Origin of the sequence: Xanthobacter luteus (assembly GCF_040049235.1) — a bacterium.
Taxonomy (GTDB): Bacteria; Pseudomonadota; Alphaproteobacteria; order Rhizobiales; family Xanthobacteraceae; genus Xanthobacter.
In genome coordinates, this window is sequence record NZ_JBDZDO010000005.1 from 290,496 (window position 1) to 312,368 (window position 21,873).

36 protein-coding genes are annotated in these 21,873 nt (G+C 69.6%); 2 read left to right on the forward strand and 34 right to left on the reverse strand.

Annotated features, from left to right (window positions below; all coding sequences use genetic code 11):
• Window positions 1-59: 59 nt before the first annotated feature.
• From ABLE88_RS16725 to ABLE88_RS16885, 33 genes are all read right to left on the reverse strand, one after another.
• Window positions 60-593, reverse strand: coding sequence for a phage virion morphogenesis protein (locus tag ABLE88_RS16725; RefSeq protein ID WP_348832827.1), 534 nt, complete (start codon window positions 591-593; stop codon window positions 60-62).
• Window positions 590-862 carry a hypothetical protein gene (locus tag ABLE88_RS16730; RefSeq protein WP_348832828.1) on the reverse strand — a complete coding sequence of 91 codons (273 nt, stop codon included), beginning with the start codon at window positions 860-862 and terminating at the stop codon, window positions 590-592. Before ABLE88_RS16730 ends, ABLE88_RS16725 begins: the two co-directional genes overlap by 4 nt.
• Entirely contained in the window at window positions 828-2,408 is a 1,581-nt protein-coding gene (locus tag ABLE88_RS16735; RefSeq protein WP_348832829.1) for a phage minor head protein, read from the reverse strand. Before ABLE88_RS16735 ends, ABLE88_RS16730 begins: the two co-directional genes overlap by 35 nt.
• An 8-nt stretch (window positions 2,409-2,416) precedes the next feature.
• Window positions 2,417-4,045 carry a DUF935 domain-containing protein gene (locus tag ABLE88_RS16740; RefSeq protein ID WP_348832830.1) on the reverse strand — a complete coding sequence of 543 codons (1,629 nt, stop codon included), beginning with the start codon at window positions 4,043-4,045 and terminating at the stop codon, window positions 2,417-2,419.
• Window positions 4,045-5,424 carry a terminase large subunit domain-containing protein gene (locus ABLE88_RS16745; RefSeq protein WP_348832831.1) on the reverse strand — a complete coding sequence of 460 codons (1,380 nt, stop codon included), beginning with the start codon at window positions 5,422-5,424 and terminating at the stop codon, window positions 4,045-4,047. The genes ABLE88_RS16740 and ABLE88_RS16745 overlap by 1 nt, the downstream gene beginning before the upstream one ends.
• Window positions 5,421-5,993: a phage protein Gp27 family protein gene (locus ABLE88_RS16750; protein ID WP_348832832.1), complete on the reverse strand. Its 573-nt coding sequence runs from the start codon at window positions 5,991-5,993 to the stop codon at window positions 5,421-5,423. The genes ABLE88_RS16745 and ABLE88_RS16750 overlap by 4 nt, the downstream gene beginning before the upstream one ends.
• Window position 5,994: 1 nt before the next feature.
• The gene (locus ABLE88_RS16755; protein ID WP_348832833.1) at window positions 5,995-6,303 is read right to left on the reverse strand and encodes a VpaChn25_0724 family phage protein; all 309 of its coding nucleotides are present in this window, start codon (window positions 6,301-6,303) and stop codon (window positions 5,995-5,997) included.
• Entirely contained in the window at window positions 6,300-6,782 is a 483-nt protein-coding gene (locus ABLE88_RS16760) for a DUF2730 family protein (RefSeq protein WP_348832971.1), read from the reverse strand. The genes ABLE88_RS16755 and ABLE88_RS16760 overlap by 4 nt, the downstream gene beginning before the upstream one ends.
• Window positions 6,686-6,892 (reverse strand): TraR/DksA C4-type zinc finger protein, encoded by a 207-nt coding sequence (locus ABLE88_RS16765; protein WP_348832834.1) that lies wholly within the window; start codon window positions 6,890-6,892, stop codon window positions 6,686-6,688. Before ABLE88_RS16765 ends, ABLE88_RS16760 begins: the two co-directional genes overlap by 97 nt.
• Complete coding sequence (locus ABLE88_RS16770; RefSeq protein WP_348832835.1) at window positions 6,889-7,155, reverse strand: hypothetical protein; 267 nt, start codon at window positions 7,153-7,155, stop codon at window positions 6,889-6,891. The genes ABLE88_RS16765 and ABLE88_RS16770 overlap by 4 nt, the downstream gene beginning before the upstream one ends.
• Window positions 7,103-7,450 (reverse strand): hypothetical protein, encoded by a 348-nt coding sequence (locus ABLE88_RS16775; protein WP_348832836.1) that lies wholly within the window; start codon window positions 7,448-7,450, stop codon window positions 7,103-7,105. The genes ABLE88_RS16770 and ABLE88_RS16775 overlap by 53 nt, the downstream gene beginning before the upstream one ends.
• Window positions 7,443-8,630, reverse strand: coding sequence for an N-acetylmuramidase domain-containing protein (locus ABLE88_RS16780; protein ID WP_348832837.1), 1,188 nt, complete (start codon window positions 8,628-8,630; stop codon window positions 7,443-7,445). The genes ABLE88_RS16775 and ABLE88_RS16780 overlap by 8 nt, the downstream gene beginning before the upstream one ends.
• 1 nt (window position 8,631) lies before the next feature.
• Window positions 8,632-8,769, reverse strand: coding sequence for a hypothetical protein (locus ABLE88_RS16785; protein WP_348832838.1), 138 nt, complete (start codon window positions 8,767-8,769; stop codon window positions 8,632-8,634).
• Between the two features lie 86 nt (window positions 8,770-8,855).
• Window positions 8,856-9,224, reverse strand: a complete 369-nt coding sequence (locus ABLE88_RS16790; RefSeq protein WP_348832839.1) for a helix-turn-helix domain-containing protein — start codon at window positions 9,222-9,224, stop codon at window positions 8,856-8,858.
• Window positions 9,221-9,463, reverse strand: coding sequence for a hypothetical protein (locus ABLE88_RS16795; RefSeq protein ID WP_348832840.1), 243 nt, complete (start codon window positions 9,461-9,463; stop codon window positions 9,221-9,223). Before ABLE88_RS16795 ends, ABLE88_RS16790 begins: the two co-directional genes overlap by 4 nt.
• Window positions 9,463-9,657 (reverse strand): hypothetical protein, encoded by a 195-nt coding sequence (locus ABLE88_RS16800; RefSeq protein ID WP_348832841.1) that lies wholly within the window; start codon window positions 9,655-9,657, stop codon window positions 9,463-9,465. Before ABLE88_RS16800 ends, ABLE88_RS16795 begins: the two co-directional genes overlap by 1 nt.
• 3 nt (window positions 9,658-9,660) lie before the next feature.
• The gene (locus tag ABLE88_RS16805) at window positions 9,661-10,335 is read right to left on the reverse strand and encodes a regulatory protein GemA (RefSeq protein WP_348832842.1); all 675 of its coding nucleotides are present in this window, start codon (window positions 10,333-10,335) and stop codon (window positions 9,661-9,663) included.
• A complete protein-coding gene (locus ABLE88_RS16810) occupies window positions 10,332-10,667 on the reverse strand; it encodes a hypothetical protein (protein WP_348832843.1) in 336 nt (111 codons plus the stop codon). Before ABLE88_RS16810 ends, ABLE88_RS16805 begins: the two co-directional genes overlap by 4 nt.
• Window positions 10,660-11,112, reverse strand: a complete 453-nt coding sequence (locus ABLE88_RS16815; RefSeq protein WP_348832844.1) for a helix-turn-helix domain-containing protein — start codon at window positions 11,110-11,112, stop codon at window positions 10,660-10,662. Before ABLE88_RS16815 ends, ABLE88_RS16810 begins: the two co-directional genes overlap by 8 nt.
• On the reverse strand, window positions 11,109-11,399 hold the full coding sequence (locus tag ABLE88_RS16820) for a hypothetical protein (RefSeq protein ID WP_348832845.1): 291 nt from the start codon (window positions 11,397-11,399) through the stop codon (window positions 11,109-11,111). Before ABLE88_RS16820 ends, ABLE88_RS16815 begins: the two co-directional genes overlap by 4 nt.
• On the reverse strand, window positions 11,396-11,596 hold the full coding sequence (locus tag ABLE88_RS16825; RefSeq protein WP_348832846.1) for a hypothetical protein: 201 nt from the start codon (window positions 11,594-11,596) through the stop codon (window positions 11,396-11,398). The genes ABLE88_RS16820 and ABLE88_RS16825 overlap by 4 nt, the downstream gene beginning before the upstream one ends.
• An 11-nt stretch (window positions 11,597-11,607) precedes the next feature.
• Window positions 11,608-12,264 (reverse strand): DUF3164 family protein, encoded by a 657-nt coding sequence (locus ABLE88_RS16830; RefSeq protein ID WP_348832847.1) that lies wholly within the window; start codon window positions 12,262-12,264, stop codon window positions 11,608-11,610.
• On the reverse strand, window positions 12,248-12,658 hold the full coding sequence (locus ABLE88_RS16835) for a hypothetical protein (RefSeq protein ID WP_348832848.1): 411 nt from the start codon (window positions 12,656-12,658) through the stop codon (window positions 12,248-12,250). Before ABLE88_RS16835 ends, ABLE88_RS16830 begins: the two co-directional genes overlap by 17 nt.
• Window positions 12,655-12,984 (reverse strand): hypothetical protein, encoded by a 330-nt coding sequence (locus tag ABLE88_RS16840; protein WP_348832849.1) that lies wholly within the window; start codon window positions 12,982-12,984, stop codon window positions 12,655-12,657. The genes ABLE88_RS16835 and ABLE88_RS16840 overlap by 4 nt, the downstream gene beginning before the upstream one ends.
• Window positions 12,981-13,286 (reverse strand): hypothetical protein, encoded by a 306-nt coding sequence (locus ABLE88_RS16845; RefSeq protein ID WP_348832850.1) that lies wholly within the window; start codon window positions 13,284-13,286, stop codon window positions 12,981-12,983. The genes ABLE88_RS16840 and ABLE88_RS16845 overlap by 4 nt, the downstream gene beginning before the upstream one ends.
• Window positions 13,287-13,297: 11 nt before the next feature.
• Window positions 13,298-14,269 carry an AAA family ATPase gene (locus ABLE88_RS16850; RefSeq protein WP_348832851.1) on the reverse strand — a complete coding sequence of 324 codons (972 nt, stop codon included), beginning with the start codon at window positions 14,267-14,269 and terminating at the stop codon, window positions 13,298-13,300.
• Between the two features lie 48 nt (window positions 14,270-14,317).
• Window positions 14,318-16,300 (reverse strand): transposase domain-containing protein, encoded by a 1,983-nt coding sequence (locus ABLE88_RS16855; protein ID WP_348832852.1) that lies wholly within the window; start codon window positions 16,298-16,300, stop codon window positions 14,318-14,320.
• Window positions 16,300-16,773, reverse strand: coding sequence for a DNA transposition protein (locus tag ABLE88_RS16860; protein ID WP_348832853.1), 474 nt, complete (start codon window positions 16,771-16,773; stop codon window positions 16,300-16,302). The genes ABLE88_RS16855 and ABLE88_RS16860 overlap by 1 nt, the downstream gene beginning before the upstream one ends.
• Before the next feature lies 1 nt (window position 16,774).
• Window positions 16,775-17,179, reverse strand: coding sequence for a hypothetical protein (locus tag ABLE88_RS16865; RefSeq protein ID WP_348832854.1), 405 nt, complete (start codon window positions 17,177-17,179; stop codon window positions 16,775-16,777).
• On the reverse strand, window positions 17,176-17,307 hold the full coding sequence (locus ABLE88_RS16870) for a hypothetical protein (protein ID WP_348832855.1): 132 nt from the start codon (window positions 17,305-17,307) through the stop codon (window positions 17,176-17,178). The genes ABLE88_RS16865 and ABLE88_RS16870 overlap by 4 nt, the downstream gene beginning before the upstream one ends.
• Window positions 17,304-17,447 carry a hypothetical protein gene (locus ABLE88_RS16875; RefSeq protein WP_348832856.1) on the reverse strand — a complete coding sequence of 48 codons (144 nt, stop codon included), beginning with the start codon at window positions 17,445-17,447 and terminating at the stop codon, window positions 17,304-17,306. The genes ABLE88_RS16870 and ABLE88_RS16875 overlap by 4 nt, the downstream gene beginning before the upstream one ends.
• Complete coding sequence (locus ABLE88_RS16880; RefSeq protein WP_348832857.1) at window positions 17,444-18,265, reverse strand: ParB N-terminal domain-containing protein; 822 nt, start codon at window positions 18,263-18,265, stop codon at window positions 17,444-17,446. Before ABLE88_RS16880 ends, ABLE88_RS16875 begins: the two co-directional genes overlap by 4 nt.
• Window positions 18,266-18,267: 2 nt before the next feature.
• Window positions 18,268-18,561: a helix-turn-helix domain-containing protein gene (locus ABLE88_RS16885; protein WP_348832858.1), complete on the reverse strand. Its 294-nt coding sequence runs from the start codon at window positions 18,559-18,561 to the stop codon at window positions 18,268-18,270.
• Window positions 18,562-18,788: 227 nt separating this feature from the next.
• Between ABLE88_RS16885 and ABLE88_RS16890 the strand changes: the two genes are divergently transcribed.
• Together ABLE88_RS16890 and ABLE88_RS16895 are read left to right on the forward strand one after the other, a co-directional pair.
• The gene (locus ABLE88_RS16890) at window positions 18,789-19,361 is read left to right on the forward strand and encodes a hypothetical protein (protein ID WP_348832859.1); all 573 of its coding nucleotides are present in this window, start codon (window positions 18,789-18,791) and stop codon (window positions 19,359-19,361) included.
• Between the two features lie 91 nt (window positions 19,362-19,452).
• On the forward strand, window positions 19,453-19,959 hold the full coding sequence (locus ABLE88_RS16895) for a hypothetical protein (RefSeq protein ID WP_348832860.1): 507 nt from the start codon (window positions 19,453-19,455) through the stop codon (window positions 19,957-19,959).
• A 321-nt stretch (window positions 19,960-20,280) separates the two neighbouring features.
• Here ABLE88_RS16895 and ABLE88_RS16900 read toward each other — a convergent pair whose 3' ends face one another.
• Window positions 20,281-21,495, reverse strand: a complete 1,215-nt coding sequence (locus tag ABLE88_RS16900; RefSeq protein WP_348832861.1) for an NADP-dependent isocitrate dehydrogenase — start codon at window positions 21,493-21,495, stop codon at window positions 20,281-20,283.
• Between the last annotated feature and the right edge of the window lie 378 nt (window positions 21,496-21,873).

Genomic DNA, 21,873 nt, shown 5'->3' on the forward strand with positions numbered 1-21,873 from the left:
CGGCCGCCGCCTCCCCCTCAAGGGCCGCCGGTGGCCTCTTATGGCCTCTTATTCGGCTCTCAGACCTGGCCGGAGACTCGGTAGGGGCCGACCGCGCGGTCGATCGCGTCGTCGAGCGTCTCGAAGATCACGCGCTCGTCGTCGGGGCCGATGCCGAGATAGGGGCGCGCGGGGATGGTGACGCTCTGGGCGTGCGCCATGCCGGTGGCGAGGCGGAACACCAGGCGCTCGGCCCGCACGGGGCGGATGGTGGCGCCGAACTGGTGGACGGCGGCATAGATCTTGTTGGTGCCGATCTCCACGCTCTCGTGCCCGGCGCGATAGGTGATGGAACCCATGAGCCCGCCGCGCATGGCGCTCTCGCGCAGGATGCCGGCGCCGCGCTTCATGCTCTCGTAGGCCGGCAGCAGCGGCGCCCAGGCCTGGCCCTGCGGATCGCGCGCCCGCTCGAAGCGGGTGTGCGCCTCCTCCACCAGGCCGACGCCGATCGCCCGCATGACGGGCGTCGTATCGGTCATGAGGAGGCGGAGCTTCTTGAAGGCGAGCTGGGCGGCGTGGTCGACGACGCGGGTCTGAAGGGTGACGCCGCTCACGCCACGTTGTCCCGCGCCTTTCGCTCGGCGGCCTCATGCTCGGCCGTGACGAGGATCTCGCCGCCGGTGTCGCTCCACACCGCGGCGAGCCGGCTGCCCCGGCGGGCGATATCACGCTCGACACGCTCGCGACGGCTCACGGTCGCACGCAAGTCGTCGTCGCTGAAGGTGGCGTAGAATGCTCGCGAGCTGGCACGCATCGCCTCATCGCCCCCGTCCATATCGACGAGGCGCTCAATCGAGCTTTGGCGATCGGCGGCGTCCACCACGGATAGGCTCCACAACCAAGCGATTGCCGGTGCGCTCGATCACACGGAAGGGCGCTCCCGGTCGTATGAGAAACTCGTACTCCTCCAGATGTAGATGAGGAACACCGTTGACATACGCACCGCCAGTGTAGCCCTTTGGCAGCCGAACCTCAACGACGATGCCCTGAGGCCCCGCGAAGCCTGCCGCGATGCTCTGATCCACCGAAGTGCTCATGAAGCCCGGGTCAGCGATCTGGTCGCCAACTTTGGCCCCGTCCCACGGCGAGCCCGGCTTGACGCCCCTATGGACAACGACCGCGCGCTTGGTGCGCGCGCGGTCGAGCGCGCGGGTCAGCGCTCTGATGCGGGACATGTACGTGGGATAGTCGACAATGCCCCGGAGATGCTGGTTGAGGACTTCGTAGCCGGAGCCCTTGTAGCTCGCGAGTACGGTGCGTTCGACGTCGGTGAGCTGCCGCGCCCAGGCCGAGAAGTCGTCGTGCAGCGTGGCGTCGGCCGCCCTCAGCTCCCGCTCGCTGCGCACGGCGAGAGTGTCCCCGGCCGCCCCCGGCGGGACCGGCGGAGTCGGCGGCGGGGTCGGCGGCGGCGGGGGTGCTGGCGCCGGCTTAGGAGGTGATTCTGGAACCTTCGGCCCGGTCGGGACCTTGGCCCATTTCGGCGGCAGGAATTCGAGCGCGGACGTGTCCGGCAGACCGGCAGGCTTGGGTTTGGCAGGCGGCTTGGGCTTCGCCGGCGGCTTGGGTTTCGCCGGGGATTTGGGCTTGGCCGATTTCGGCGCCTTGACCGCCTTCGGCTCCGGTGCAGGGGGCGGCGCGCTGCCCTTCGCCGTCAGCGTGGCGTTCGCCGGGATCTGCGGCGCCTTGCCCGTCCACTCCCGGCCGACATTGTAGTCGAAGCCGGGGTCGATCCCCTCCGGCACCTCGTAGACCTCGCCGGTCTTCTTGTTGGTGTACTCCTTCCGCTTCAGCGGCGGCGCGGTGTCCGGCCCGCTCTTGCCCTGCCGCGCCAGGCCGCGCGCCGAGAGCGGGCGCGTGCGGCAGCCGCAGCGCCAGCCGTTGGGCGGATAGTGCGTGTCCCACCACGGATCATCGGCGCGCAGCGTGATCCCGTCCCACGCCTTGTGCTGCAGGCGCGGGTGCAGCGCGCCCGAGTGGACGTACTGCCAATAGGGGAACTGGGCGAGGGTCTCCGGCTCGGTCTGCTGGGCGTAGCGGCCGGCGCTGTAGGCCATGCCGAGATTGGTCTCGTAGATCACCCGCGAGCGCCAGCCGGGCGCGCCGGTGTGATCCCAGCCGTGCTTGGCGACGATGGCGTCGAACTGCTTTCTGAAGTCCTGGAGCGTGGTGCCCTGCTCCAGCGCCTTGGCGACCTCGGCGCGGAAGTCGTCCACCAGGGCCTGCGTCGCGGCGCCGGCGACGGTGAACGACTTCACGTTGGCGCGGCCCCAGACGTCCGTGTAGTTCTCGGACGTGACGTTGGCCTTCGCCCGCAGATAGGCGATCGCCTCGTCGAACGGCAGGTCGATGGCGCTGAGAGTCGAGGCCATGGCGGCGGTCAGATCTCGTGCCGCAGCTCATCCACCAGCGCCGCCTGGCCGACCAGGTAGGCCAGCGCCAGGCCGCGCTGCATGGCCTCCGCATAGGCGGCAGGGTCCAGCTGCAGGCTGTGCAGCCTGTCCGCGATCTCCTTGATGCTGCCGGCCGTCTCGAAGATGTGGCGGATCTCGCCGGTCATGCCCGCCATGGCGCCGGAGGCGTCGGCGGCCAGGCGCACCGTGAGCGCGTCCACGTATTCGGGGTCCGGCGCGGAGGCGTGCAGCGAGAGCAGATGCCGCGTGAGCGCGGCCGCCGGCGGCCTGCCACCCTGGAGCGGCGGTCCGCCCGGCAGGCCCGGCAGGATCTGCGGCGCCGGCTCGGCCGGCTTCGGCCGCCCGCCGATCTTGCGCACCTCTTCGCCTTCGGCGGCCTCGGTGAGGCCGAGGCGGTCGAGGATCTGGCTCTCCTCCACCTCCAGGCCCAGCGGCCCGAGCTTGTCGATGGCGTTGACGATGTCGCCGATCGGCAGCTCGTCCGGCCGGCCGATGAGGAGCTTGGGGTACTTCTGCTGCGGCCCGAAGTTGAGCGCCACCATGAGGTGGACGAGCTGGGCATTGAGGGTGGCCGAGACGAGCCGCGCGTCAGCGCGCTCCAGGTCTTCCTGCACCAGGCGGTGCGTGCGCCCGGCCGCGTGGCTGCCCGGGCTCGCATCGGTGGTGGCGGTCTGGCCGAGCACCAGCTTGGAGATCTGCTTGTCGAGCCAGTCGGCGCGCTTTTCGTACAGCTCGCTCCCGTCGGCCGCATTCTTCAGCTCGATGAACTCGATCTTCATCGAATCCGGGATGATCGCCGCGCAGTCGCCGGCGATGTTGGCCACCGCCCGCCAGAGGATGTCCTTCTCGTGCTCGGCGGCGCTCGCGCCGTAGCGGCCGACGCGCACCGGCTGGCCGTAGTTCTGGACGAAGATCGCCCAGTCGCGCGCCGTGAACGCCTTGTACATCCAGGCCCAGCTGGCGACGCGCGCCAGGCCCGAGCGGATGGTGAGGCCGGACTTGGACTTGTGCCGGTGCACCAGGAACCGCTCGGGTGCGAGCGGTTCCTTGCCGATGCCCTCATAGAGCATCACTTCGTCGAGGCTGATCTCGTCGACCGTGAACCAGCGCTGGTCGCGCCAAGTGAGGGAGCGCGGCACGATGCGCGCGGGCGTCGGGTCCCAGGCGATCTCCAGGACGCTGAAGCCTTTCCCGATGGCGTCCAAGAGGTCGAAAAGAGCCGCGTCCAGCACGCCCTCGGCGAGCCACTCGCGCACCAGGTCGGCATGGGCGACGTGCTCCGGCGCGTCGCTCGCCGCCTCCACGGTCACCGGGATCTGCGACACCTGGCGCTTGCGGGTGCCGAGCACGGCCGCATAGTGCGCGTCGCGCTCCTCGATATCCTCGGCCAGTTCCATGTAGGCGAGGATGTCGCCCTCGGCCGCGGCCCGGTGGATGCGCGCCAGGCGCGACGGCGTGAGCCCGTCCGCCGGGTGGCCGGAGATGGGCGAGCGCACGCCGGTGAGCGTCGGCCCGGCCTTGGGCGGGCCGAACAGCTCGTCCATGTCGATGGGCTTGCCGGTGCTGGGATGGATGAGCTTGGACAGGCGGGCCATCAAAGGCCTCCTCGCATGCGGGGCAGGATGGAGCCGTGCCGCGCGGTGTCGTCGCGCGCCGGCCGCCAGAAGCCGTCCGCGCCCATGCCGGCGCCGGCGAGGCCCCCGGCGGTGCGAGGCACGGGCCGGTAGCCGTATTCCATGGGATTGGACGAGGCGTGAATGCCCAGGAACGCCGCCCAGGTGCGGTCCGCGTGGTCGTCGTCGCGCTCGGCCACGAAGCGGGGCGCGCCGGTGGCGGAGGCCACCTTGCGCAGCTTGTGGAGATCCGCGCGCAGGGCGACGTCGCCCTCGGTGATGCGCACGGTGCGGTCCTCGAACCGCTCTTTCCCGGCGGTGGCGAGGATGAGCTTGTTCGGCAGGGTGAACAGCACACCTTCGACGCGCGATCCCCAGCGTTCCTGGGCATCCTCCACCACCTTCTCGCCCATGCCGGTCTGGTCGATGCAGGCCCGGGCGACGCGATAGCGGACCATCACGTCGTCGAACGCTTCGTCCATCTGCTTGAAGGTGGCGCGCTTCTGCTCGATCCGCTCGCGCTCCCAGAGCACGTCGCCCACCAGCTCCCACACCCAGATGACGTGCAGATCCTGCCGCCGGCCGATGTCGCGGCCGACGAAGCACGGCCCGCCCTGGTAGAGCGAGGGGTCGCCGGCGCGCTCGTCTTCGCACGAGGAGATGAGATCGTAGGAGAGCCAGGCGCTCGCCTCGTCCAGATACTTCAGCTCGTATTCCTGTGCCCAGGCGTCGTCGTCGGCAATGCCGTCCCGCAACTCGTCGATGTTGCGCGGCAGGCCGTCGGCGACGGCCTGGTAGATGTCCACCACATGGCGCGACCAGGTGGTGTCCTCGGCGGTGTCCAGCTCATAGAATTTCCCGGACTTGCCGTTGGGCGTGGAGGTGACGCGCAGTTTCCAGCCAGCGGAGATGACGGGGAAGAGCGCCTTCCAGATCGTGCTCGAATCCTTGTGGAAGGCGAACTCGTCCAGGAACACGTTGGCGGAGAACCCGCGCGCCGTGTCGGGGTTGGCGGGCAAGGCCGTGATCTTGCTGCCATGCGGCAACGTCACCTCAAGGGCGCGGTAGCTGCCCTCGCTGCCTTTCCAGTCGAACTCCTGCGCCTCGAAGCCGAGCTGGTAGGCGGCGGCGTGCCGCTTGATGCCCTCGTTCATGGCTTCGGCGGCCTGGCGCTCGCCGCGGGACAGGATCACCCAGCGCTCACGCCGGCTCTGCACAGCCGCGGCGAAGCAGTCGTCGGTGATCTCCAGCGTGGTGGTGAAGGTCTTCCCGGTCTGGCGGGCGAACTTGCCCAGCTTGAAGCGGCTGCGGTCGGTGAACCACCGCCGCTGAAAGCCATGGAGCGGGACGGCCGGGGTCATCTGTCGAAGATCCCGTAGATGTCCTCGCGGATCTTTCGCAGCACCTCCGCACCGTCGATCTTGCCGCCCTCCTGTTCCACGGCATCGACAGCGGTCTCGACCGCCTTCACCAGCTGTGCCTTGGCCGCAGCCTCGATCTTCACCCGGCGGTCGGTGGACACCTTCTGCGCCGACACGGTGGCATGGAAGCCCCGCGCCAGCTCCAGCGCCTCCTTGGGCGAGCGGTCGGGATCGGCGAGCAGTTCGGCAATGAGCGTCTTGATGTACTCGCCCAGGATGACCGTGCTCTCATCCACGTCCTTCGCGTCGAACTCGCTGGCGACCCCATCGAACATGGCCCGCCGATCCTGCATCCGGCGCGCCGCCGCCGCTTTCGTCGCCGCCGCCCGATAGAAGGCGGAGCGAGAAACCGGCGTGACCCCCTTCGCCTCAAGGCGATCGTTGAATTCGAAGTGGATATCCGAGACCGTGCGCTTGCGCTGCGCCAGCTGCTGGCACGCCCAAAGCACGTCGTCCGCGGCTTCCTCCGGCAGGAGGTCCATGCTGTTGAGGCGGCCGCGCACGGTCATGTCACTCTCCCGGGCGGGAGGGGCGCTTGACGCCCTCGATCGCGATCTCGCGCGACAGGTGCCGGTGGCCGCGCTGGGTGAGCGTTGCGATCTTGACCGTCTTGGCGTCCACCACCGTGACGGCGCCGGCCTCGGCGAGGTAGTCCAGCTGCGCGTGCACCCACGGCCGTTCGCGCGGCACCATCCACTGCTCGCGCAGCTCGCGCACGATGAGGTTGCTGGAGAGGCTCTCGTTGGATTCCTCGGCCAGCATGCGCAGGATGATGAGCCGCGCCTCCTCCTGCAGATATTCCTCGCGGGTCTGGCTCATCGCGCCGCCTCCTCGAACATGCGCTCATGGACGCGGTTCGCCATCTGCGACACCGGCTTCAGCTTCTCGTCCATGAGTTCGACTTTCCCTTCGAGGCGCGCGATCGCCATTTCCAAGCGGTGGCTGGAATCCTTGTCGGGGACGTACTCGAGGCGGCTTTCCGCGCGCGTGATGCGCTCCTCCGCCCTATCGAGGCGATCTTCCAAATTGCCGACGTGGCCAGCGCTCGCCTTCTCTTCGAGCTTCGGCCCGAGGGCGGTGATCTTGCTGGACAGCTCCGTGATTTCCGTGCGGCGGGCCGTGCGGCCGTACATGATCCAGGGGGACAACAGGGCGAACACCGCGATGACGATGGGCGCCCACAGCCGAAGGTCTTCCATACTCACCGTCTCCGCCGCTCGAATCTCTCCTGGCACCCGATGCACCGCGTCGCGCTGGGCAGCGCTGCCCGGCGGGCAGGCGAGATGGGCGCGCCGCACGCCTCGCAATCGTCCGTGCCGGGCACCTCCACCTGCGCCCGCACATGAGCGATGGCCGCGCCGCGATGGCGCTCGTCGATGCTCTGCGCCAGGTCCGCCTCGTCGCTCATCGCCACTCGGTCCGCAGCTGCTCGTACCAGGCCACGAAGCGCCGGCCGCAGCGGCCGAGCGCGGCGCCGATGCGGCGATCGTCGCCCCACAGCTTTTCGGCCTCGCCGTCGCTGATGGCGCGCTCGGGGATCTCGACGCCCTGCATATGGAGGCAGGCGACGATCTCCGCCGGCGCCGGCGGCAGCTCGGGCTCGGGTGGGCGGGGAGGCTCAACGGACGCTGCGCAGGCGGCGAGCAGCAGCAGCGTCGAGGCAAGCGCCATTGCGCAAAGGCGTCGCACGGACGGTCTCCTGATTTTGCTTGTCCGCCTTGGCGTCGGCCGCGGCACGCGCGGCGTCGGCCTCGGCGAGGCGATTGATGGTGTCGAGGCGGCCTTTGAGCGTGTCGCGCTCGGCGGTGACGGCGGCCAGGTCCTTGCGCAGCTGCGCGGCCTGGCACAGGGCGGCCTCGGCGGCGGCGCCCTGGACATAGCCGTAGCCGCCGGCGGCGAGGCCGACGACGAGCGCCAGCACCAGCGCGCCGGGATCTGTGAGCGCGGCGAGGATCGCCTTAAACATGGCGGCCCTCGATCCGGTCGGCGATGCGCCGCTTGACGATGGCGCCGTACTGGTGCCAGACCGCGGCGCCGGCAACGAGGGCGACGATCCACCAGGCCGAGCCCACCCAGGCGAGCACGTCGCGCGCGGCGGTCACGATGGGCCGCAGCTGCTGCACCTGGTCGAGCACGGACTGCGCGCCGTCGAGCGCGCCGGATTTCTCGGCGCCGCCGGCGAGGCCGAGGAAGCCGAGGATCTTCGCCCACAGCCGGCCCCTGTCGGCGGCCGCCACGGTCTGCGATCCGGCGGCGCGCAGATCCTCGGCCGTGGTGGCGGCGCGCGCCGGCGAGGGCTCCGGCTTTGTGGCCACCGCGAGCGCATCGCGCGTGGCATCGTCATAGTCGCCGGTGACCGGAAGCCCTTCGTGCATCTGGAAGGCGGAGATGGCGCCGGTGGTCAGCCGGCCCCATCGCCCGTCGACGTCGCCCACCTGGGGATAGCCCAAGGTGACCAGCTGCTGCTGGATCGCCTCGATCTCGAACTTGGTCAGATCCTCATGGCGCGGACGCACGTAGGTCCCGTCCACCATCATCGCGATCTGGCGCTGCCAGCGCCGGTGCGCGGCTTCCATCTTGGCGTCATAAGCGTTCTCGGCAAAACCGGGGCCGTTATAGACCCGGGCGAAGCCCGCCCAGTCGCCGCGCGCCAGCTCGTCCCGCAGGCCCTTCTTGTTGACCTCGGCGAGCATCATGTCGATCTGCGCCGCGATGCCGCCGTCGGTCATCTGCGCCACCATGTGGGTGGCGTCGAGATAGCCTAACTCCTCGGCCAGGAATCCCATGGTCTGGCCGAGGCCCCAGCTGCAGGCGCGGTTCGCGCACTCGGTGTCGATCGCCCGGGCCCGGGCGATCAGCGCCAGGCGCGCGGCGGACGTGCCCTGGTCCTTGTACTGGGTGCTTCGCGACCATTTGGCGATCGCGAGCCCGGCCTTCTTCGCCGCCTTCAGGGCGGCTGGCGCGCGCTCGGCCAGCTCGCGGTGGAAGACGTGGCGCTCGAACAGCAGGCGCGGCGTGCGGCCGTCCGTCTCCAGCGGCTCGCCCGCGCTCTCCACCTCCACCACGGCGAGCAGCGCCGCCGGCGGTAGCTCCTCGCGCTCGGCCGCGGCGATGACCAGGTCGACGATCCTGCCCTTGAGCGCCATGTCACCGCGTCCCCATGTGCACGATGGTGCTCACGAGCACCACGAGGATGAGGGCGGCGACGAGTTGGTCCCAGCCGCGGCAGTCGAATGCGACCAGGCCGAGACCGAGCAACAGGACGATGATTCCGAGGAGATGCACCGCCCGCCGCCTCATCTTGGATGAGGCCCAAGCATGGGGCCATGACCCTATGCGGGGTCATGCCCCCAACGCGGGGGCATGAGGCGTCAGCGGTCGAAGAGGTCGAACTGGCTGGCCGTCAGCTCATAGTCCGACAGGATGGTCCAGACCTTGTTCTGGCTGATCTGGAGTGCGTGCGCGATCTCTGCATAAGAGCGCCCCTGCGCCTTGTAGACAAGGGTGCGCCATTTGCGCGCGACGGGGACCTTCAGATATTCGCCGGCGGCGACGGCGGCGAGCGCCTCGGCCGCCTCGCGCCCGACGATCCGCACCAGCTCGCCATCCTCCTGCACCGTGCGCGGCACGTACAGCCGCGCCGCTGCCCGCGCCTCCACGAGCGCGAGCGTCGCCTCCGGCCCGATCAGGGCCACCAGGCGCGCCACCTCGGCGGTCGGCGGGGGCAGCGGCGTCGTCATGGGGCCGGCGCCGGCACGTAGTGGCAGGAATAGACGATGGAGGTGTGGACGAGGCCTTCCCGGCGCCGCCAGACGAAGCGGGCCGAGAAGCTGCCATCTCGCCGCTGCCAAAGGCGCGGCGCGCCCAAGGTCATGCCGAGATCCGTGCAGCGCTGGTGATGCCCGGCAAGCTGAGGGTCCAGTTCCAGCAGCCGTGCGAAATCCACGACGACGGAGGTGCGGGTGCGGCGGCGGGCCATCACGTTTCCTCGGACAGATTGAGGGTGAGCTGGCCGCTCGCTGCGGCCTTCCGGCGGTCGCGCTCCGCGGCGATCTCGGCGCGCAGCTGCGCGTGCAGAGCGCGCCTGAGGTCCGCCAGCGCCGGGCGGGCGTCGCGGTGGGCGCGCTGGGCGCGTGCCACCTTGGCCCGGAGCTGGTGGACGCGGCGGGACATGGCTCATCGCTTTTCCCGCCGCGCCAGCGCCTTCCGGAGCCGGCGGCCGAGGTCGGCGGAAAGCTGGTCGAGGCCGGGCTCGTCGAGGGTGGCGAGCGTGGCGCGGGCTGCCGTCTCGTGCTCGCCCAGTTCGGCGAGCCTGCGCGCCTGGGCGCCGATCACGGCCAGCTTGCGCCAGCGCGGGAGACTGTAGCCCCACCGCTTGAGCCGCTCGGCGGGCACGTCCCAGGTGACGCCGCCGGCCTCGCGCGAGATCCAGCTCTTGAGCGCCTCTATGGCCTTCTTGGCGTCGGCGCCGTCGCGCACCCAGTTGAGGTGGTCGACGCCGGTCTGGCGCGCCACGAACGCCACCAGCGCCCGGTCCGTGCGGTCGCCCACGACGCCGAGATTGTAGCCCGCCAGCCAGAGCGCCCGGCAGACGGCCGCGTAGGGGCCTTCCAGGCGCTGCGCGCCCTCCGCCGCAGGCTTCGCCGGCGCCGGCTCCGAACGGCCGCCGGCGAGGCCCTTGAGCCGCTCCATGACGCGCCAGGCCTCCGCAGAGGACAGGCCCTTGGCCGAGCGATTTCCGGTCTCGGCCTGGAGCACGTCGCGGTAGCTGCCGTCGTCGAGCGCCAGGCGCGCCTTGAGCGCGTGGATGGCGCCGATCTGCTTCGACGAGGCGGGGGCGGCGGCGATCATGCGATGCCTCCCTTGCGCTCGGTCGCCTCGATCCGGACGCGCTCCCAGGAATCGTGGATGGCGCGCGCCAGGTGCCGCCGGATGAGCCACCACTTCCGCGCCCGCTTCGACGCGATCGCCACGCCGGTGGCCTCGGCCTTCGTGCACTCCCGCTCGTAGCGCGCCAGGAGCAGGCGCTCCCGGCGACGCGCGATCCGATAGGCGCGCCGCGCCGCTGCCGATCCGAGGCGCCAGCACTTGCCGCAGATGATCTTCGTCGGCCCCTCGTACTTCGAGGCATCGGCGGTACGCCGGCAGAACGGCACCGCGCAGGGGATGCGGCCCTCAGCCATGGTGTCGCTCCGCCGACAGGATCGCCGCGCGAGCCTCCGCCTCCAGCCGCGTCAGGTCATCGGCGACGGACAAGCCCATGCGCTGGCGCGCCTCCACCCGTTCCACCGAGCGCAGCACGGTGGAGTGCGCCCGTCCGCCGAAGGCCGCGCCAATCTCCTCCCAGGAGCGGCCGACGACGCGGCGCGTCACTGCCATCGCCACCTGGCGGGGCAAGGTGTACTTGCCGATCTTGGTGCGGGAGGCGAGCGCGCGGGCGTTGAGCCCGTAATGCGCCGCCACCACCTCCTGCACGATCCGGATGCGCCGCGCGATGAGGCCGCCCGGCGGTGGCGGAACGGGCTCGGCCGGCCGCCGCGGCGGCCGGGGCGGGAGCGGCGGGAGCGGCGGCGCGGGCACCGGAACCTCGGGGTCCGGAGCCCGCAGGGCTAGGCCTTGGCGGGTCATGGCCGCGGCTCCGCCGTGAGCCGCTTTGCCACCTGGTCGCGGAAGGCGATCAATGCGTCCAGCGCCTGGTCGTCGTTATCGGCCTCGGGAATGCCGGGCACGAGCAGGGTTTCGCCGTCATAGGCATGCCGGGCGAGCACCTCGACCACCTCATAGAGGCGCTCGTGGCTGGGATCGTCGGCAATGTGGAGGACGCCGGCGGGCATGCGGTTGCCGAAGCCGATCACGCCCCTCCGATCGGCGAAAGCGAAGCGATGCGGTTGCCCGCTGCGGCGCGCGCGCGTCATTGCACCCTCCCAGTCATTTCAACCGAGGACGGCTTGCCCGGCCGCAGGTGCAGGTCGCCGGACTCGAGTCCGGCTTTGAGGATGTCGAAGAGGCGGTCCGCGGCGTCGCTGTCCGCGGTCAGCATGGTGAGGCGCACGGTGACGCCGTCTTCCAGGATCTCCAGCTCCGAGCCGGCGAGGATGGTGATGTTGGGCATCTCCACCTCCCTCAGGCCGAAGCCAGGTCGATGGTGATGGCGATCCAGCGCCCGCGCGGATGGTCCCGCTTGTAGAAGCGCACATACTCCCGGCTGCCGATCACCCGGATCGCATCGCCGAGCGCCTCCATGGCCTGCGGCCAGGGCTCGCGCTTGATGTCGAGGCGCCGCAGCTGGAACAAAGCGGCACGGTTGATGCGTCCCTCTTTGTCGACCTGGAAGGCATGCTGGACGAGGGCGAGCAGCTCGGGCTCGGCCCCGCCCGACCAGCTGGCGATGCACTCGTCCACCAGCCCCTTCGCCACCTGCAGCTCGGGGCCGAAGGAAAGCTGGTCCTGCACCGCGACGACCACCTTGTGGCAGCCGTCATAGCTGGTGAGGGTCACATTGCCCTTTGCCCCTCCTCGCTTGCCGCCGTACTTCTCGCCGAGAAGCTCGATGAAGGCCTCCACGTCGTCGAAGGTATGCCCGCGGAACCGGGTGATCATCGCGCTCAGGTGTTCTGCGTGGTCGATGATCTTGCGGACAGTGTCGTCTTCGAGCCTGTGCTCCGCCTTCACCTGACTCTCGGGCACGAGGCGGCCCTGGGTGTCGCGGAAGAACCGCTCATCGCCCACGGCGACGATGCCGTAGGGAGCGGCGGTGGTGGTCTCAGCCTGCGTTTCCATCGGTCTTCTCCTGGTCTTCGAGGGTGGCGTAGCCGCAGGCGATGAGCGCCTCGTCGAGGCGGGTGCGGCCCGTCTCGACGGCGGTGTCTGCGGCGTCCAGTTGCGGGAGATCGGCGGGCGAGATCCGGCGGGTGGTCCAGTCGAGCGCCGCGTCTTGTGCGACTCGGAATTCGGCCGCCAGTTGCGCCACCTGGTCGAGCGCCGCGAGCGCGCGGGCCATGGCGATGGTCTGGTCGACCGACACCGCCACCGCGAGGCTGGCGGCGCGGGTGTGGAGCACCGGCTTGGCGTTGGTCTCCACCGATCGCGGCGGCGAGAGCGAGCTTTCCGCCGGCGCTGCGGCGATCCGCCGGGCGAGCGCCACCGAGGCGGCGAGGGCGTCGGGGGCGATCATGCGCGCGCCTCCGCCTTGAGGCGGCGCACGCGGCTCGCCGCCACCTCCTCGCCCATCTCGGCCGCGAAATCGCGGTAGTCGTCCCGCAGGTCCCGCGGCACCCATCGCGGGATGCGCACGCGGGAATAGGCACGGGATGCCTCAATGCCCTTCTCACGGCCGCGCGCCATCCGCAGATGGACCGGGGCAATCGCGATCCTGGCCTCGCGGCAGATCCGGCGCACCGAGTGCCGGCTCAAGCCGGCCTCGGTCGCCATCTCGGTCACGCACGCATTGGCGGCGGCGAGGCGCCGCAGCAGGGCGATGGCTTCGGAGCGGTCCATCATGCCCGCCCCCCATCGCCTTCGGCCGGCCGGCCGGGCAGCGGCAGCAGCACCACGTTCGTGCCGGGGACCGGCGCCGCCACCGCGACCGCACGCGCCTCCATCACGTCGAGATCCGCGGCAACGGCCTCCATCTCGGCGAGTTGGCGCTCGGCCTCCTCCAGCACGAGCGCGCGGTGCACGAGGCAGTCGAGCCCGCGCACGAGATTGTCGACCGCCTCGGCGGTGAGGGTGATGCCGGTGTGCTGGTGGGCGCCGTAGGAGTCCCTCAGGTCGGCCAGCATTCGGGAGAGGTTGATCTTCATGGCCGCCTCCCTCACGCCGCGTCGTCGAGCGGCAGGCTGGAGAGCTGCGCCCAGGCTTGCTTGATGTGGCGGCAGGCGAGCGGCTCGCCGGCGCCGTTCGCGATCATGGACGCGTAGCGGATCGCCTTGGTCATGCCGCGCAGGGCGCCCGGCTTGCGGGCGATCACCTTGAGGAGCTTGCCCTCGTCGCTCTCGCCGTCGATGCCCCACGCCAGGATCAAGGCGCAGATGTCCTTGGGGCGGGACTGCGACTGCACGGTGCGCGCGCCGACCCGCGAATAGAGCTGGGCGAACTGGGCGGTGCGTGCGTCGCCCTGCAGGCGGGCGAACACGCTCTCATTGCCCGCCACCACGACGCCGCACTTGGCCTTGTCGTGGATGGTGCGCAGTTGATCGAGCGCCTTGCTGTCCAGGTGCTGCGCCTCGTCGATCACCAGCAGCGCCGAGGCGCCGCGCAGCCGCGCGACGATCGCGCCGGAGATCATGTTGCTGCGCCGCTCCGCGATGCCCATCTCGGTCGCGATCGCGGTGAGCATGTTGTTCGGCGAGCTGTGGCAGGGCTCGCCGGTCACGATCGTGACGTTACTGGCGCGGCGCTGATACTCCTCGATCGTCGTGGTCTTGCCGACACCGGCGCCGCCGACGATCACGCCGAAATCAGGCGTCGCCTGGGAAAACGCCAGCGTCTCCATGAAGGAGGCGGCGGTGGAGGTCATCACGAAGCCCGGCGCCGCCGGCAGCACCGCGAGGGTGCGCGCGCGCTCGCGGCGGGTCTCCAGCCACCGGGTCACCTTCACGGCGATCTTGGCGCTGTCGCCGGCATACTTGTTGGTCATCCACGGGGTGAAGGTGCCGTAGGCGATATCGGCCTGGCGCGCGATCTCGGTCTGCGCAATGCCTTCCTCGGCGATGATCCGGCGCACCTCGGCGCGGGTGGTTTCGATCGCCTCGGGGGAGAGCGTTTCGGATGTGACGGCGTTCATGCTATGGTCCTCTTGCTTGTGCTTGCTGATGTGGACGGCGCGGGGGGATCACTCCTCCGCGCCGTCTGCTTTTCGGTGCTCGAAGATGTGAGCGACGCCCGGCAGCATCCGGACGCCCCGGCCGAACTCGGCGAGCGTGGCCTCCTGGTCTGTCTGGTCCGCGGGCTGGACCTTCAGCGCCGCATTGCCAGCGACGCCGAAGACGGGACGCACCACCTTCGCCTCGGGCGGCTCGGGCGGTGTGATCTGCGGGAGCATGGCCGCCACGTCCTCGGGGCGAAGACGGCGCTCGGCGTGGGCCATCATCTTCGCGCCGCGCAGGAAGTCGCCCCGCGCGCGGGCATGGGCGCGGCCCGCTTGGGTGTCGAAAAATCCCACCGCCTCGATGCAGGGCGCGAAGGCGAGATAGGCGCCGTCCGGCCGGTAGACGTGCACGCCGGTGTGCAGCGCGTCCGGATCGAACCGGGCCACAACCTTGCGGCCCATCTGGTCCACCAGCGCCTCGCACCAGTAGCGGTTGCCGTAGAGGTGGACCGCGCCGTCCGGCTTGCGCGCCGTCGCCAGCTCCGAAGCGAGCAGCCATTTGCGCTGCTGCTCGGACGTCGCCTGGCGGATGGGCGACACCTGGTAGGAGGCGGCGAACGCCTGCGCGAAGGACAGCTTGCCGGCGCAGGCGCCGGTGCGGCGGCCGAGGCGGGCATTGTGCTCGGCGATGCCCTCCGCCACGACGGCCAGGAAGGTCTCCAGCGGCACGGCCTTGGAGCCGTAGTTCTCCGGCTTGTTCGCGATGGTGTTGCCGGTCCACGCGCCCGCCAGGCGCACGTCCTTCGCGATGTTCGAGCAGAAGTCCCTGAACGCGCGCTCGATCGGCTTGGACTGGCCGCTATAGGGCGTCGTCCAGTGCACCTCGCACCCGAGATCCGGGAAGATGCCGGCCGGGTCCTCGTCCTTCACCTTGAAGCGATAGCGCGTGCCCGTGCCGCCGGTGAGCCACTTGCTGGCGAAGTTGCGGCCGTTGTCGAGGACGACGTGGTCGGGGATGCCATAGGTCTCCACCAGGTCGCCGAACGCGAGCCGTACCGCCTCCTTGTTTTCCGAGCGGTCCACCCGCCAGCTCAGAATGAGGCCGGAGAACAGGTCCTGGAACACGGTCATGCATGGCCGCGTCGCCTCGTTCGAGCCGGGGAAGAGCACGAACACGTCCCACTTGTGGCCGTCCGCATTCACGGCCTCCAGCGCATGGAGCGCCGTGCGGTCGCGCTGCTGGGCCGGATAGAGGCGCTTGAGAGCCTCCGGCCCCTGCCGGAAATAGACCGTGGTCGCCCGGTCGAGCTTGGCAAGGCGCCGCTCCAGCGTCTTGCGCGAGGGGATGGTCCAGCCGCGCTCGGCTGCCATGCGCTCCAGGGCGCGATAGCACTGCGCCGCGGTGGGCTGCTCCTGGCGCAGATAGAGGCCCTTGAAGGCCTCCCACGCCTCGGCGTCGCACGCGGCCTCCACCTGCCGCCCCGCATGGTGCGGGGCCAGGAAGGCGAGCCAATCGCTCCTGGCGATGCCGTGCACCTCGGCGGCCCAATTGTAGAGCGTGCGCCGGGTGAGCCGCAGCTGGCCGGCCACCATCATCACCGCGAGATCTCGATCGGTGCCCGCGTCGCAAAGCGACTGCACCGCCTGCAGCGCCTCCAGCTTGGCGCGCGCGGCGGCCTTCTTCGATTCAGTCAGGCCGTCGAACCAGCGCCACCGCTCCTCGCGGGAGAGCTGCTGCTTCGCCGCGGCCCGCTCATCCCGCGTGGGCGCCGGCGCCGCCTTCATCACCAAAGCGGAGCGCGCCGCCAGCGGCAGCACGTCGATGCGATATTCGTAGCCGCCGCCGCGGGCGGCGCGCTTGCGCCACACACCGTTCGGGTCGGCTGGAAATTCGGGGCGCGTGCGCCAGCGTCCGCGGTCGGCCATCATCTGGATCGCGCGATCCGTCGAGGGCAGGCCGGGCAGGCCAAGGGCAGCCAAGGCGGCGGGGGACCACCACTCCTGCATCACAGGACACCGTTGCGTTTGAGGTCTCGCCGGCGCGCGTCGATCTCGCGGTCCAGCTCGGCGCGGGCCTCCATGGCCTCCGCCATTTCGATCGCGGGCAGGTACTTCCGCTCGATCACCGCCCAGTCGAACATGGCGGCGATCAGCTCCAGGAGCCGGCGGTCCTGGGTCACGTGCAGCAGCGCCACGAAGCGCACGACGTTGATGATGTGCTCGCCCCGCGCCTCGGAGGCGTAGGCGTTGAGCATCGCCTCTGACACCTGCTCGTCGAGGTACTCGCTCATCAGCCGCGCCGTGTCGGAGCGGCTGCGGCCGGAGGCCTTGAGCGCCTGGCTCACGCCCTTGGAGATGGTCACCGCCAGGCTCGCGCCCCGCACCGTCGCCGCGTCGAACGCCGCCACCGGCTGGCTCGGCCGCCAGTCGGAGAGCAGATCGAGCTGGTCGCGGTGGGGGCGTGTCCGGCGGCGGCCCATCTCAGGCGCCTCCGTCGAATCGGGGAGAGGCCGAGCCTACCGGCGGCAATCCGGTCACGGGCTCGGCCCCTCTCGCGTCACCCTCTGCCGACCGGATTGTCACACCGGGAGGGGTCTGCGACCGAATGGGCATGGAGATCGCGGCGGGCAGCGCCCGCCAGTCGTCGTCGGAGGCGCTCGGGCTGGTGTCCTGGAGCGCCGAGGCAAGGACGCGGGCAAGGTCTTCGTCGGCGAATTCCTTGGCTTCGTCCCGAAAGAACGAGACCATCGGGCAGGCGATCAGCTTGCCGTCCGATGTCTGAAGGTGGATTCCGCCTGTGAAGTAGACGCATCCGGCCGGCGCGCGCGTGCTGCGCCGGCAGACGAGCCAGGTGGTGCTTGATGCGGTGCGGGCGGCCACGTTCACCAGCCCCCCCCGAGCGCCAGGCCGGCGACGACGCCGATGAGGAGGCCGAAGGCGCAGCCGCTGATCGCGGAGAGGACGAGCGCGACCGCCACGTAGGAGCGGTCTTCCCTGGCGCGGTCCTCGCTCATGACTGCACCACGAGCAGCTTGAGGATGACGACCAGGATGCCCGAGAGCATCACGCCGGCGACGCCGCCGAGGACCATGAGGCAGCCGTGGCGCGCCTCGGCGAGGCGGCGGTTGGCGTGGTGGATGGGGTGGAGGGTCATGCGGGGACGGTCCTTTCCGCCAGCGCGCCCTGGGCGACGAGCTGGTCGATGAACCGGCGGCGCACGCCTTTCGGCGCGCGATCCCAGGCGGTCAGGAGAGCTTTGAGGGCGGCCTCGTCGGGCGTCGGCGCCGCCGGGCGCGTGCCGCGCACGATCGCGGCGGCGGCGGCCACATTGCGCGGGCGGTCCTCGGCCTCCTCGTCGAGGAGGAGCGAGACCGCCTGGCGCTGGACCTCTGGCGGCAGCTTCACGAGCGCGTCCAGCTCGGAGCCCGTGTCGGCGATGGCGGTGCCCGCGAGCATCGCCCGCACGTCCGGGGCGATCTTCGCCCGCGCGATCACCCGCTGCAGGGTGCGCTCGGAATAGCCGAGGCGCTCCTGCAGCTCGGCCGTGAAGCGGGGCATCAAGTCGCCAAAAATGGCGGCTTGATCGGACCTGCGGTCTCCGCCGTGTTTGGCGGCGGGATTGAGCTTCTCGTAGAGGCGCTTTTTCTCGGCGATGAACACCGCGCGATCCAGCTCGGTCAGCTCGGCGCGGTAGAGGTTTTCGTTGATCTCGCGCAGCTTTGCCTTGTCATCGTCGAGGTCGAGAATGTCGGCCTCGATCTCCTCCCAGCCCAGCTGCTGCGCCGCCAGGAGCCGGTGCCCGCCGGTGACCAGCACGAACCGGCCCTTCTTGCGCCGGTCGGGGCGGATCTCGATCGGGCTCTTCTGGCCCTCTTCCTTCATGCCCGCCGCGATCAGGAGCGCGCGGGCCGGGTCCACCGGCCGCAGGCGGTCTTCGGCGTCGATCAGGGCAATGCGAACCTTCTGGCTCATGTCTAGACGGCCTCGGCGTTTTGACGGTGACGTTCGGGGGAGCGGGCGCTAGGTTTCTGGCGTCGGCCGGCGAGGGGTCTCCCGCGGCGGTCGTACCTGGTGGGCCAGATGTCCTGGGGCCGATGTTCGAGATGGGTCGCGATGATCCGCTCGATCGCCGGCCAGGGGCGGCGAAGCGCCCACGAGAAGCTCGACGGCTCGTAGCCGGACTTGCGCGCGAGCGCAGACAGCGTCGTTCCGGTCATTCGGACCGCCGCCTTGATCTGCTCGCGATGCCAGTCCTGCGGGACGCTCAACATCCACCTCGGCAGCTGCGGCCTCGGTCGAATCTGCCGGGGCCGAAAAGTCAGGAAGCTGACACAAGAGAATACGAAATTTCAGCTTTTCTCAAGCCCGAATTTCGCTTCGGAGTTTGGAATGTGAGCTTTAAGGCTGAATGATCGCTAAGTAACTGCGAAATATTGGTTTATTCGAAGATCGAAATGCGAAATATCGACCTCAGCCGAATTTCGGAGTTCCGGCCATGAACCCCGAAGCCAAAGGGTTGCCAGCCGACGTACGCTCCCGACTTCGGCAAGCCGTGCACGAGGCGGGCGGAAACGCGGTCGTGGCGGAGCGCGCTGGTGTGGCGCTGTCGACGCTCAATGGGGCGCTCGGGGGCAAGAACATGCCAGGCGCTGGCGCTGTCGCCGCCATTGCGAAGGCCACGGGCCGTTCGCTCGACTGGATTTTTGAGGGCGACGCCGTCGAATCGGCTTCCGCGCCCGATCGGGTCGCGGTCGAACCGCTTCACGACGAATCCGGCGAGGCCGGCGCGCTCGAAGCCGGCGGCAGACTCGGCGGTCCGCCGCCGGACAGCGAGTTGATGGGCCGGGTGGTGGACACCATCATGCGGGTGGCAAAGGCCTGCGGCGTCTCGATTCCGCCGGTGGACCTCGGCCGCCAGGCCATGGAGCGCTATGCCGAGCTGATGGCCGCCAGCTCCGACCCGGCGGAGCGCCTCGCCATGCTCAAGCTGATGGCCGTCCAGATAAGGGCCGAGTTGACCGTGCCCCGCACGACCGCCGACACCACGACCAGGAAAGATTCGGCATGATGGTTGTAGAGGGGGCGATTCTCGCACTGGTTGATGATGCAACCGGAAACGGTATTCTGTTAAGTCTAAGCTTGTGCCTCAGGGGGCTCCTATGCGTCTGATTGCGCTCATTTTTTCGTGTTTCCTCGCGTGCATCGCACTCGCTGCAATGCAACCTGCGGCGGCGCACGAGGCCGACGAGCACATGCTTTCGATGTGTGTCCTTCATCCCAAGCTGGTCGATTGCGAGGCGAAGAAGACGGCCTTCCGAAACGCCTACGTCAAAGCGTTTCGCGGCGACCTTGAGGCCCAGCGCGTGGTTGCGTACACGCTTTGGCGGGGGTCGGATGTGGTGGTGACGGGGGATGGGATCGCCGCGTGCAAGTGGTACATGACCATGATCGCGCTGGGATCGCCGAAGCTCCAGGAGATGGACTTCGCCAACATGCGCACCGCATGCTCGCTTCTTCGGCCGGACCAGGTCGAGGTTGCCCGCAACCAGGCGCGCGCGCTCGGCCACCGCATCATCGCCAAGGATAAGATCGACACGACCGTCTACGTCTACAAGCCGGACCCCAAGCTGGACGGGACGGCGCAGCCATTAGGGACGCCGTTCTAAGAGGCCCCTTTGCCCCACCTAAGAGCCTCTTGCGCCGACGCCGTCCGCCGGGCCGCCCTATGCAAGATCAAGTGTCCCGCGCCGCCGTTTTGCGCCATCCTGCGCGACACGCTCCCGCCGCCGCCGAAGCGCCCGCCAATGCCGGCAAACCCCGATGATCTCACGCCGAATCCCACCCGGTCCCGGCAAATCCCGCCAAATCCCGGATGTGCAAGATCATGTGTCTTCATTCAGTCGAACGAACGACGCCGCCGGCAGGGCCGGCGGCGTCGTCTCTCGATCAGGCCGTGGCCTCGAGCGGCCGTCGCCGCTTCCCCCGCCTCAGGCCGCCATGGCCTTGGTGAGGTTCTCCGACACCTTGTCCAGGAAGCCGGCGGTGGAGAGCCACTTCTGGTCGGCGCCGACCAGGAGCGCCAGGTCCTTGGTCATGAAGCCGGCCTCCACCGTGTCCACGCACACCTTCTCCAGCGTCGCCGCGAACTTCGCCAGCGCGGCATTGTCGTCGAGCTTGGCGCGGTGGGACAGGCCGCGGGTCCAGGCGAAGATCGAGGCGATGGAGTTGGTGGAGGTCTCCTTGCCCTTCTGGTGCTCGCGATAATGGCGCGTGACGGTGCCGTGGGCGGCCTCGGCCTCCACGGTCTTGCCGTCCGGCGTCATCAGCACCGAGGTCATCAGGCCGAGCGAGCCGAAGCCCTGGGCCACGATGTCGGACTGCACGTCGCCGTCATAGTTCTTGCAGGCCCACACATAGCCGCCCGACCACTTGAGCGCGGAGGCCACCATGTCGTCGATCAGGCGGTGCTCGTAGGTGATGCCCAGCTTGTCGAACTCGGCCTTGAACTCGGCCTCGAACACCTCCTGGAAGATGTCCTTGAAGCGCCCGTCATAGGCCTTCAGGATGGTGTTCTTGGTGGAAAGGTAGACCGGATACTTGCGGATCAGGCCGTAATTCAGCGAGGCGCGGGCGAAGTCGCGGATGGACTCATCCAGGTTGTACATGGAGAGCGCGACGCCGGCGCCGGGGAACTTGTAGACTTCCTTCTCGATCTTGGTGCCGTCCTCGCCGACGAAGGAGATGGAGAGCGTGCCCTTGCCCGGCACCTTGAAGTCGGTGGCGCGGTACTGGTCGCCGAAGGCATGGCGGCCGACCACGATCGGCTGGGTCCAGCCCGGCACCAAGCGCGGCACGTTCTTGCAGATGATCGGCTCGCGGAAGATCACGCCGCCGAGGATGTTGCGGATGGTGCCGTTGGGCGACTTCCACATCTCCTTCAGCTTGAATTCCTCGACGCGCGCCTCGTCCGGGGTGATGGTGGCGCACTTCACGCCCACGCCGTGCTTCTTGATCGCCTCGGCGGCGGCGATGGTGACCTTGTCGTCGGTGGCGTCGCGGTTCTCGATCGAGAGGTCGTAATATTCGAGGTCGATGTCGAGATAGGGATGGATCAGCTTGTCCTTGATGGACTGCCAGATGATCCGGGTCATCTCGTCGCCGTCGAGTTCGACGACCGGATTTGCCACCTTGATCTTCGCCATGGGACGGCCTTTCGCGCGTGCTCTGAGAGCCTTGGGGAAACGGGGGGACGACAGACGGCGCGGGTGTCGCGCCGGCAATCCTCCGGCGCCGCCGCTATAGCACCGCCACGGTGCGCTGCAAAAGCGCCAAACGGCGCCATACCGCCCCGTCTTTGGCATGAGAGGGGGCCGCGTGCCTCCGGCGCAGCCGGAGCCCCCGTTCCCCGACCCCGCGGCGGCGCAGCCGGCGCCGTTCCCCGGCCCAGCGACGGCGCAGCCGGAGCGCCGAGCCGGGGCCCAGGGGAGGCCCCGGCGCAGCCGGCAATGCCTCTTGGCGCGCCGCCTGCGGCGGATAAAGCCCGCCTTCGGCGAACTCTTGCGCTGGGCCCCGGCTCTCCG

What these genes read in the sequence shown, in the direction of transcription:
- ABLE88_RS16735 (WP_348832829.1), bottom strand. Translation starts at nt 2,408, where the DNA reads ATGGCCTCGACTCTCAGCGCCATCGACCTGCCGTTCGACGAGGCGATC.
- ABLE88_RS16740 (WP_348832830.1), bottom strand. Translation starts at nt 4,045, where the DNA reads ATGGCCCGCCTGTCCAAGCTCATCCATCCCAGCACCGGCAAGCCCATC.
- ABLE88_RS16745 (WP_348832831.1), bottom strand. Translation starts at nt 5,424, where the DNA reads ATGACCCCGGCCGTCCCGCTCCATGGCTTTCAGCGGCGGTGGTTCACC.
- ABLE88_RS16750 (WP_348832832.1), bottom strand. Translation starts at nt 5,993, where the DNA reads ATGACCGTGCGCGGCCGCCTCAACAGCATGGACCTCCTGCCGGAGGAA.
- ABLE88_RS16755 (WP_348832833.1), bottom strand. Translation starts at nt 6,303, where the DNA reads ATGAGCCAGACCCGCGAGGAATATCTGCAGGAGGAGGCGCGGCTCATC.
- ABLE88_RS16765 (WP_348832834.1), bottom strand. Translation starts at nt 6,892, where the DNA reads ATGAGCGACGAGGCGGACCTGGCGCAGAGCATCGACGAGCGCCATCGC.
- ABLE88_RS16770 (WP_348832835.1), bottom strand. Translation starts at nt 7,155, where the DNA reads ATGGCGCTTGCCTCGACGCTGCTGCTGCTCGCCGCCTGCGCAGCGTCC.
- ABLE88_RS16775 (WP_348832836.1), bottom strand. Translation starts at nt 7,450, where the DNA reads ATGTTTAAGGCGATCCTCGCCGCGCTCACAGATCCCGGCGCGCTGGTG.
- ABLE88_RS16780 (WP_348832837.1), bottom strand. Translation starts at nt 8,630, where the DNA reads ATGGCGCTCAAGGGCAGGATCGTCGACCTGGTCATCGCCGCGGCCGAG.
- ABLE88_RS16790 (WP_348832839.1), bottom strand. Translation starts at nt 9,224, where the DNA reads ATGACGACGCCGCTGCCCCCGCCGACCGCCGAGGTGGCGCGCCTGGTG.
- ABLE88_RS16795 (WP_348832840.1), bottom strand. Translation starts at nt 9,463, where the DNA reads ATGGCCCGCCGCCGCACCCGCACCTCCGTCGTCGTGGATTTCGCACGG.
- ABLE88_RS16800 (WP_348832841.1), bottom strand. Translation starts at nt 9,657, where the DNA reads ATGTCCCGCCGCGTCCACCAGCTCCGGGCCAAGGTGGCACGCGCCCAG.
- ABLE88_RS16805 (WP_348832842.1), bottom strand. Translation starts at nt 10,335, where the DNA reads ATGATCGCCGCCGCCCCCGCCTCGTCGAAGCAGATCGGCGCCATCCAC.
- ABLE88_RS16810 (WP_348832843.1), bottom strand. Translation starts at nt 10,667, where the DNA reads ATGGCTGAGGGCCGCATCCCCTGCGCGGTGCCGTTCTGCCGGCGTACC.
- ABLE88_RS16815 (WP_348832844.1), bottom strand. Translation starts at nt 11,112, where the DNA reads ATGACCCGCCAAGGCCTAGCCCTGCGGGCTCCGGACCCCGAGGTTCCG.
- ABLE88_RS16820 (WP_348832845.1), bottom strand. Translation starts at nt 11,399, where the DNA reads ATGACGCGCGCGCGCCGCAGCGGGCAACCGCATCGCTTCGCTTTCGCC.
- ABLE88_RS16825 (WP_348832846.1), bottom strand. Translation starts at nt 11,596, where the DNA reads ATGCCCAACATCACCATCCTCGCCGGCTCGGAGCTGGAGATCCTGGAA.
- ABLE88_RS16830 (WP_348832847.1), bottom strand. Translation starts at nt 12,264, where the DNA reads ATGGAAACGCAGGCTGAGACCACCACCGCCGCTCCCTACGGCATCGTC.
- ABLE88_RS16835 (WP_348832848.1), bottom strand. Translation starts at nt 12,658, where the DNA reads ATGATCGCCCCCGACGCCCTCGCCGCCTCGGTGGCGCTCGCCCGGCGG.
- ABLE88_RS16840 (WP_348832849.1), bottom strand. Translation starts at nt 12,984, where the DNA reads ATGATGGACCGCTCCGAAGCCATCGCCCTGCTGCGGCGCCTCGCCGCC.
- ABLE88_RS16845 (WP_348832850.1), bottom strand. Translation starts at nt 13,286, where the DNA reads ATGAAGATCAACCTCTCCCGAATGCTGGCCGACCTGAGGGACTCCTAC.
- ABLE88_RS16850 (WP_348832851.1), bottom strand. Translation starts at nt 14,269, where the DNA reads ATGAACGCCGTCACATCCGAAACGCTCTCCCCCGAGGCGATCGAAACC.
- ABLE88_RS16855 (WP_348832852.1), bottom strand. Translation starts at nt 16,300, where the DNA reads ATGCAGGAGTGGTGGTCCCCCGCCGCCTTGGCTGCCCTTGGCCTGCCC.
- ABLE88_RS16860 (WP_348832853.1), bottom strand. Translation starts at nt 16,773, where the DNA reads ATGGGCCGCCGCCGGACACGCCCCCACCGCGACCAGCTCGATCTGCTC.
- ABLE88_RS16870 (WP_348832855.1), bottom strand. Translation starts at nt 17,307, where the DNA reads ATGAGCGAGGACCGCGCCAGGGAAGACCGCTCCTACGTGGCGGTCGCG.
- ABLE88_RS16875 (WP_348832856.1), bottom strand. Translation starts at nt 17,447, where the DNA reads ATGACCCTCCACCCCATCCACCACGCCAACCGCCGCCTCGCCGAGGCG.
- ABLE88_RS16880 (WP_348832857.1), bottom strand. Translation starts at nt 18,265, where the DNA reads ATGAGCCAGAAGGTTCGCATTGCCCTGATCGACGCCGAAGACCGCCTG.
- ABLE88_RS16890 (WP_348832859.1), top strand. Translation starts at nt 18,789, where the DNA reads ATGAACCCCGAAGCCAAAGGGTTGCCAGCCGACGTACGCTCCCGACTT.
- ABLE88_RS16895 (WP_348832860.1), top strand. Translation starts at nt 19,453, where the DNA reads ATGCGTCTGATTGCGCTCATTTTTTCGTGTTTCCTCGCGTGCATCGCA.
- ABLE88_RS16900 (WP_348832861.1), bottom strand. Translation starts at nt 21,495, where the DNA reads ATGGCGAAGATCAAGGTGGCAAATCCGGTCGTCGAACTCGACGGCGAC.